Annotated in this window: 7 protein-coding genes and 2 pseudogenes; 4 read left to right on the top strand and 5 right to left on the bottom strand. The window is 69.9% G+C overall.

Translation table 11 applies throughout. The annotated features are described in order from the left end of the window. Nucleotides 1–231: pseudogene (locus ACZ6I1_RS29640) on the top strand (DUF4232 domain-containing protein); the annotation flags it as partial. Nucleotides 232–365: 134 nt separating this feature from the next. Here the strand turns inward: ACZ6I1_RS29640 and ACZ6I1_RS29635 are convergent. The 5 genes and pseudogenes from ACZ6I1_RS29635 to ACZ6I1_RS29615 form a co-directional block, all read right to left on the bottom strand. Further along, complete coding sequence (locus ACZ6I1_RS29635; protein ID WP_469291968.1) at nt 366–881, bottom strand: GNAT family N-acetyltransferase; 516 nt, start codon at nt 879–881, stop codon at nt 366–368. A 223-nt stretch (nt 882–1,104) separates the two neighbouring features. Continuing rightward, nucleotides 1,105–2,277, bottom strand: coding sequence for a hypothetical protein (locus ACZ6I1_RS29630; RefSeq protein WP_469291967.1), 1,173 nt, complete (start codon nt 2,275–2,277; stop codon nt 1,105–1,107). A 213-nt stretch (nt 2,278–2,490) separates the two neighbouring features. Further along, a pseudogene (locus tag ACZ6I1_RS29625) lies at nt 2,491–2,669 on the bottom strand (transposase); the annotation flags it as partial. A gap of 180 nt (nt 2,670–2,849) precedes the next feature. Beyond that, a complete protein-coding gene (locus ACZ6I1_RS29620) occupies nt 2,850–3,338 on the bottom strand; it encodes a hypothetical protein (protein ID WP_469291966.1) in 489 nt (162 codons plus the stop codon). 436 nt (nt 3,339–3,774) lie between these two features. Continuing rightward, a complete protein-coding gene (locus ACZ6I1_RS29615) occupies nt 3,775–4,266 on the bottom strand; it encodes a hypothetical protein (protein WP_469291965.1) in 492 nt (163 codons plus the stop codon). A gap of 528 nt (nt 4,267–4,794) precedes the next feature. On the opposite strand from ACZ6I1_RS29615, the gene ACZ6I1_RS29610 reads away from it, so the two are divergent. The 3 genes from ACZ6I1_RS29610 to ACZ6I1_RS29600 all read left to right on the top strand — a co-directional run bounded on the left by ACZ6I1_RS29610 (nt 4,795) and on the right by ACZ6I1_RS29600 (nt 6,722). Then, the gene (locus ACZ6I1_RS29610; protein ID WP_469291964.1) at nt 4,795–5,376 is read left to right on the top strand and encodes a TetR/AcrR family transcriptional regulator; all 582 of its coding nucleotides are present in this window, start codon (nt 4,795–4,797) and stop codon (nt 5,374–5,376) included. Next, nucleotides 5,373–5,903: a dihydrofolate reductase family protein gene (locus tag ACZ6I1_RS29605; RefSeq protein WP_469291963.1), complete on the top strand. Its 531-nt coding sequence runs from the start codon at nt 5,373–5,375 to the stop codon at nt 5,901–5,903. Before ACZ6I1_RS29610 ends, ACZ6I1_RS29605 begins: the two co-directional genes overlap by 4 nt. Nucleotides 5,904–6,050: 147 nt before the next feature. After that, on the top strand, nt 6,051–6,722 hold the full coding sequence (locus ACZ6I1_RS29600; RefSeq protein WP_469291962.1) for a DUF4360 domain-containing protein: 672 nt from the start codon (nt 6,051–6,053) through the stop codon (nt 6,720–6,722). The last annotated feature ends 31 nt before the right edge of the window (nt 6,723–6,753 follow it).

The following is a 6,753-nucleotide window of genomic DNA, read 5'->3' as shown; positions in this document are numbered from 1 at the left end:
CTCGCTCCCGGTGAGAAGGCGTACGCAGCCCTGCTCGCCAGCGGCGGCGGCATGGACACCTACGACACGAACACCCTCCCCCTCAGCCTCCAGGGACCCAACCCCGGCAACAACATCAGCGAGCCCGTCACCATCGACCTGCCCGGCCGGGTAGCGTTCGACGACGGTGCCCGCGTCACCTACTGGACCACAGCCCCCGGCCTCGCCCTGCGCTTCATCATGCCGTCCTGACACACCTCAACCTGGACGCTCTTGGCTTGGACGACCGGCAGCGCAGTCAGCCGACCCGGCCAGTGACGTCGGTACGCCCAACGAGGCGCGCCCTGGTGTGTCCTCGGCGCGCGACGCGGTGGGCGCCGAGGACGTCATGAACTGTGGAAAGCATCGGGGTACGCAAATTCGCCTTGTACGGCCGGTTGGTAGGCGGCCAGGGTACGGACCTGAAAGAGGTCGCCCCAGCCCGGTTCCGGACCGATGATGCCGAACTCAGAGCTCGGGCGAAAGCCGAAGCGGCCGTAGAAGTCGCGGTCACCAAGCACGACGACCAACGGGGCGTCGAGCGCGTCCGAGGCGGCGAGCGCGGCGTGGACCAGTGCGGAACCGACACCGCGTCGCCGGTGAGAGGGGAGTACGCCGAGCAGGCTGAGGTTCGGGACCCGGACGGTGCCGATCCGGCCCCAGGAGCACAGGGCGTGGCCGACGAGCTCGCCGGCTTCACCCTCGGCCACCAGGGAGAGGGCCGGTATCCAGGCTTCAGAGGGCCGCAAGGCATCCCGCAATCTCGCCTCTACCGTGTCTTCCACGTGCGGTTTGTGCGAGGTAGCCACGGTCAAGGCACGGACAACGGCCGAGTCGGCGGGGGTTTCTCGTCTGATCAGCATGTGCGCAGTCTCGCCCACCGGCCGGCCGGAAAATTCCTGCGGGGCCTCACCACCACCACGGCCTCGCGCCGCTCGTGTCCCGGCCAGTGGGCGCCGACAGAGCCGCCCCCCCTGCTCCCGGCACCTGCCTGGTGGGACGATCGCTCGGCAGCCCTCGCCACGGGCGCGCGGGCGCGCGGGCGCGCGGGCGCGCGGGCACGCGGGCACGCGGGCAGGGTGCGCGTCAGGTCAAGTGCAGTGCTGTCGACAGCTCGCGTGCGACGGCGGCGGCCAGTGCTGTGCGGGCAGCCCGGAACGGAGGAACGTGCGGGCTGTCGAGCAGTTCGGCAAGGTCCTCGTCCCAGGCCGCCATGCGATCCAGCGCCGTATGGAGGGCGTCGGTGTCCTCTGCGAGCAGCGCGTCGGCCAGGGCGAGGACATCGGCACGGCCGGTGCCCGGCGGTGCCGGGATATCGGGCAGGCGAGGGCGTACGGACGCGGCGGTCTGCGCGGGGCAGAAGACGGCCAGCGAGGCGAGCACACAGCGGGCGGCACCGCTTTCCAGGTCCCATCGCGGGAGAAGAACCGGGATCCGTGCGATGACCGCGTCCCTCACCAGGGCGAGGGGGCCGAGAGCGGGCCGGAAGCCTCGCATCGCGGCCCAGTCGGCGTTGCGGGCAGCGGTGGTGTCGTGCTCGGCGACAAGACCGAGGAGCAGCAGAAGCAGGCTCGCACGGGTACCCGGCGACAGGGCCCGGCAGCAGGCCAGTTCGGTGAGGAAGGGGATGATCGACACGATGCCGCCGTCCGGAGCCGGCAGGTGGTGGGCCATGGACACGAGGTCCTCGAGGAACAGCCGGACGCCATTGGGTCCGGCGAACTCCTGGACGAGTTCTTGGCCGAGGTCGTCATCCGCGAGGTGCGCCAGGGGCGGCGGTGCCGCGGCGGAGCTGCCGTACATCCGGTGCGCGACGGCTACCGCTGCTGCTATCTCCGCCCCAGGGTCGCCGAAGTTCAGCCCCTCCCACACCGGTGCCCTGCCCGGCTGTGGCAGACCGACCGGAAGAGGGGTGGGCAGCGCCAAGGCGGCCGTGGCGTTCTCGTGGACGGGATTGTCGTGAGCGGAGGCCGATACGCTGCTGCGCACGCACGATACGTACGTGAGCAGGGCCCCGCCCCGGCTTCGGGCCAGCGCCGCGAGACGTCGCCTCTCCTGCCGGAGAAGAGGGCCCAGCAGCTCCGGCTCGTCACCGGGCACCGGGTAGACGGCCGACGAAACGACATCCCAGTCCTGGCGCTCGCCGCCCGGCTTCCGGACCGTCACCGATCGGCATCCCGCATCCGCCAGCTCACGAGCGACACCGCGAGCGGCCGCCTCCTGCGGGAAGACCAGCACCCGCTGCACACCCACAACCATGCCCGCCATCATCCCCCAGCGGCGCTTCGGATCGACCGTGCGGTATAGGGAACGCCAGCCAGCCAGCCAGCCAGCCCCTCAATCTCCGTGGGTGCCGGGACGGCCCCTGCCCACCAGGCATGCAAAGAGCCCGCAGCTGTTGTCGTGCCCTCCTCCCCTTGGTTCGGACTGGCCCCCTTTCCAGGACAACCGAGACGCCGACGTGACATGCCTCCAGCAGAGCAGTGCGCATACGAGCGTGAGAAACGCTGCGCGAATGTCGTCGCGTACCTCCCAGCGGATCCGCAGGCGGCGGAACCAGTGCAGATGGGCGAACGCGTGCTCCACGCCCACCGGTGGGCGCCCAGGCCGGAGCCGTGCTCGGTTCCACGTCGGGCGATCAGTGGCCGTACCGCCAACCTGGTCTGGAACCTCGGCGTGAATTTCGACTTGGGTTTGGCTGCGGGGTAAGGGGAGGATTCTTTGGCCGGGAGGCGGTCGCGAGGCACCGCACCACCGGGCTTCATGCGCGAGCGGAGCCCAGTTGGCCATGAAACGCGGCCATCAGGGCACGCCAGACTCACGTCCTGGTGTCACCGATCGCTTCGGCGTGGGCGGGCCGTCGCACATGCCTCCCGCGGCAGTTCTCGTACGGAAGGCCGCGGGCCCCCGGGTGCTGGGGGCGGTACCTCGAAGGCGTAACAGCCCGAGACCGGCCGCTCGTAAGCGAAGATGAACGTCCGCGGCGGTCCGTGGCCGGACATTTCCGCGACGACGGTGACGGCTTCGCCCTGCCGCGTCACGCCGACGAGTCCCCTGGCGGCGTTCGACGGAGGGACGATCTGCGCGATCTCCGTGTCGGGCAGGCTGCCGTCGGCCGCCGCCCCGCCCAGCCGGTCACGCAGTGCCTCGACGTTCTTCCGCAGGTTCTTCCTAGCCTGGGCCTCGTCACGTGCCGGCTGCGTCTCCAGCCAAATCCACCCGCAGACGAAGGACACGAGCAGCAGCCCCAGGAGGGTCAGACATCCGTTGAGGACGCAGCCGCCCGTCGTACCCGCCCGGACCTGTGATCGTCTCGCCATGGGCTCAGCGTGTACCGCAGGTACACGACAGACCAATGCGCTGCTCCACGTCGTGACCGAACTGCGTCGTCAGCGGCGGAGCACCCTCGCGGGGGGACACCAGGTTGCCGCACCTCATCCTCCGAACACTCCCGGTTTCCCGCCTCCCGGAGTGCGAACTCCGATGTGTTTGCTGCGTGATGCGGTCCGGAGGGAGGCGTTCGCGAAAGCGTGACGCTTCCGGGCCGAGTTCTACGAGTGTGTTACCGCCCGGCATGACGAACTGTATGAGCCGACGTACGTGCTGCTGTGCATGGCGGCGGCCTCGTAGATGACGGTGGTGTTCAGGCAGTCCCGGCGATGGCGTGACCGTCGGCCCGGCCGGGCCGACCGTAGGGCACGCCGCCTGAGCGGCGCACTCTGAGCGCAGGTACCCCTGGCTCTCAAGCGGCCCCGTTCAGCCCGGCTGTCGACGCGGCGGGGGCAGGCGCCGACTCGCCGCGTTGCGCACCCGCCGGGTCCGTCCCCGTTCGGCGAGCAGGCCGAGGGCCTCGGGCGAGGTGACGATCCCGGCGACCGAAGCGGTGCGCTGGAACCAATCGGACGCCCCGATGAGTTCCTCGGCGGTCCACGGCTCGTCCAGTGCGACCGCCCGGAGCAGCGTCCACTCGCGCAGGCGGCCGGAGAGGAAGGGACGGCCGTCGACGAGCGGGGCCATCCGTCGCGCCCAGGCGGTGAACGCCGGGCCGGTCAGGAGGTCGGCGGCCCGGCACTCGATGTGACGGTTGACCGCGGCCTGCGCCATCGCCGTGTCCGGGTCCCGAAGGACGGCGGCCACCAGCGCGGCCTCGTCCGCCTCCGACACCTGCTCCAGGTCCCGCAGGTAGTGGCGGTAGCGGTGGTGCTCCGGCGGCTCTTGGTCCTCGTCCTCTACGTGGTGCCCGGTCATGCGGTGGTCCTCTCTGTGGTTCTCTCCGGTCTCCCGCAGGTCGACGTCCTGAATGGCCGGTTCGCGCCAGCCCGCCCAGACAACATGATCCCCCGTCACGCCTGACCGTCTCGTAAAGGGCACCGCAGCACTCCTCCACGCCACACCCGGACCAAGCGAGACGAGCCGCGTGGGGCGTCGCGGTGGCGTGCAACGGTCCGTTCCGGTCCAACAGATAGTGGGGGCCTACTCCGTGCGGCCTGTGCTCGCTCACCGGCCAACTCGACGACGACTCCACACTGTGAACGCGATGCACACCTCGGTCCCCTCCACAAACGACCGCCCAACCGCTGCTCCTCCCCGTGCCACTCATACCCGGATTCAAACCCCGACCTGGTACCGGACAGCGACGCTCTCGTTCGCCACGGCGTCGGAAGGACGGTCAGCACGACTGCGGAGCGACCCCGCACGTCCACGCGAAACGACCCCAGGTTAATAAATGAACCACCATTTATTAACGTGCTACGGTCGATCGCGAAAGGAGGGCCCATGCCACGCCCCCGCACCACCAGCGACACCGAGATCCTCTCCGCCACCGCGCGCGCCATCGGCGCCCACGGTCCCGGCAAGCTCACCCTTGCGCACGTCGGCGCCGAGGCCGGAGTGTCCCCGGCGACGCTCTCCCAGCGCTTCGGGTCCAAGCGGGGCCTGCTGCTGGCGTTCGCCGCGGACGCCGCCGCAGGGGCCGCCGAGCCCTACCGGAGGGCGCGGGCCGCGCACGGCTCGCCGCTGACGGCGCTGCACGCGGTCGCCGATGAGTTCGCCGGCCACATGTCCACCCCCGAGGAGATGGCCAACCACCTCGGCATGCTGCAGCTCGACCTGACCGATCCCGAGTTCCGGGCCCATGCCGCCGCGCACACCCGCGCGGTCGACGCGGCATTGCGGGAGTTGCTCGCCGACGCGGTCGCGCAAGGCGAGCTTCCGTCGGGCACGGATGTGCCGCGCCTGGCGCGCGCCGTCCAGATCACCACCGACGGCTCCCTTCTGCGGTGGGCCCTCACCGGCGACGGCAATCCGGCCGCCCTTCTCCATGAAGACCTCGACCACCTGCTCAGGAGGACCCCGTGACCTTCACTGCCACCGTCTTCATCGGCACCAGCCTCGACGGCTACATAGCCCGTCCCGACGACGACATCGAATGGCTGACCTCGCGCGGCGAGCGGGCCGGCGACATGGGCTTCTTCGCGTTCCTCGACTCCGTCGACGCCGTGATCATGGGCCGTAACACCTACGACAAGGTGATCGGCTTCGGCGAGGAGAACTGGCACTACGGTGACCGCCACGTCGGTGTCCTGAGCACCACCCTCCCCGAGCAGGCCGACCCACGCATCACCGTTTACCGCGATATGGACAGCCTCCTCGCCGACCTCGACAAGCGCGGGATCCAGCACGTCTACCCCGACGGCGGACGCCTCGTCCAAAGCTTCATCCGCGCGGGGCGGGTCGACCGGTTCATCATCAGCGTCGCCCCGGTCCTCATCGGCACCGGCCACCGCCTCTTCGGTGAGCTGATCCAGGACGTTCCTCTGCGCCTGGACTCGGTCGCCGACGTCGGCGGCGGCTTCGCGCAACTGCGCTACACCGTGGAGACGTAGCGCGCGTCCTCCGCCCCTGGCGAAGGTTGGCCCGCCAGATGTGGCCGTGCCAGCGCACTGTCGGCCCTGTCCCCAAGGTCGGGGAAGCGGCGGAGGCCGGCGCAGATCGAGTGTTACGGTCCGCGGTCCCGTGTCGTTGAACCAAGCATGATCCGAACCCCCCGCACTTTCACGGCCACCCTCACTGTCGCGGCCGCGGCGCTCGCCACTACCGCTCTCCTGTCCGACGTGGGGGTCGCTGCGCCCCCGGCCTCCGCCCCGTCCGACAAGGTCACCATCGACGTCGTCAAGGTCAACGGCTCGGGGTGCCGGCCCGGCAGCGCCTCGGTCGCGGTCGCGCCGGACAACACGGCCTTCACCGTGACCTACAGCGACTACCTCGCGCAGGTCGGCAAGGGCGCCAAGTCCACCGACTCTCACAAGGACTGCCGGCTCGACCTGCGAGTGAACGTCCCGAAGGGATACACCTACGCCGTCCCCCAGGCCGACTACCGAGGCTTCGCAAACCTGCAGACGGGCGCAGTCGGCACCCAGAAGGCCGGCTACTCCTTCCAGGGCACGCGTGAAACTGCCGGCACGGACCACGTGTTCCACGGGCCGTTCCACGACAACTGGCAGACCACCGATACGACGCCTTCGGAGGCCGTCGCATGGCTGCCCTGCGGCCAGAAGCGGGATTTCAACGTCCACACCGAGCTGCTCGTGGACGGCGGACAGTCCGACACGACATCGACCACCAGCTTCATGACCATGGACTCGACCGACAGCAGCATCAACGCCACGTACCACCTCTCCTGGAAGAAGTGCCCGGCCCGCTGAGTCCGCTCCACGAGCCGCTGACGACGACCCG

Source organism: Streptomyces sp. NPDC046303 (genome assembly GCF_055588085.1).
This window is presented reverse-complemented; position numbering and strand designations above follow the sequence as displayed.

What these genes read in the sequence shown, in the direction of transcription:
- ACZ6I1_RS29610 (WP_469291964.1), top strand. Translation starts at nt 4,795, where the DNA reads ATGCCACGCCCCCGCACCACCAGCGACACCGAGATCCTCTCCGCCACC.
- ACZ6I1_RS29600 (WP_469291962.1), top strand. Translation starts at nt 6,051, where the DNA reads ATGATCCGAACCCCCCGCACTTTCACGGCCACCCTCACTGTCGCGGCC.
- ACZ6I1_RS29630 (WP_469291967.1), bottom strand. Translation starts at nt 2,277, where the DNA reads ATGGTTGTGGGTGTGCAGCGGGTGCTGGTCTTCCCGCAGGAGGCGGCC.
- ACZ6I1_RS29620 (WP_469291966.1), bottom strand. Translation starts at nt 3,338, where the DNA reads ATGGCGAGACGATCACAGGTCCGGGCGGGTACGACGGGCGGCTGCGTC.
- ACZ6I1_RS29635 (WP_469291968.1), bottom strand. Translation starts at nt 881, where the DNA reads ATGCTGATCAGACGAGAAACCCCCGCCGACTCGGCCGTTGTCCGTGCC.
- ACZ6I1_RS29615 (WP_469291965.1), bottom strand. Translation starts at nt 4,266, where the DNA reads ATGACCGGGCACCACGTAGAGGACGAGGACCAAGAGCCGCCGGAGCAC.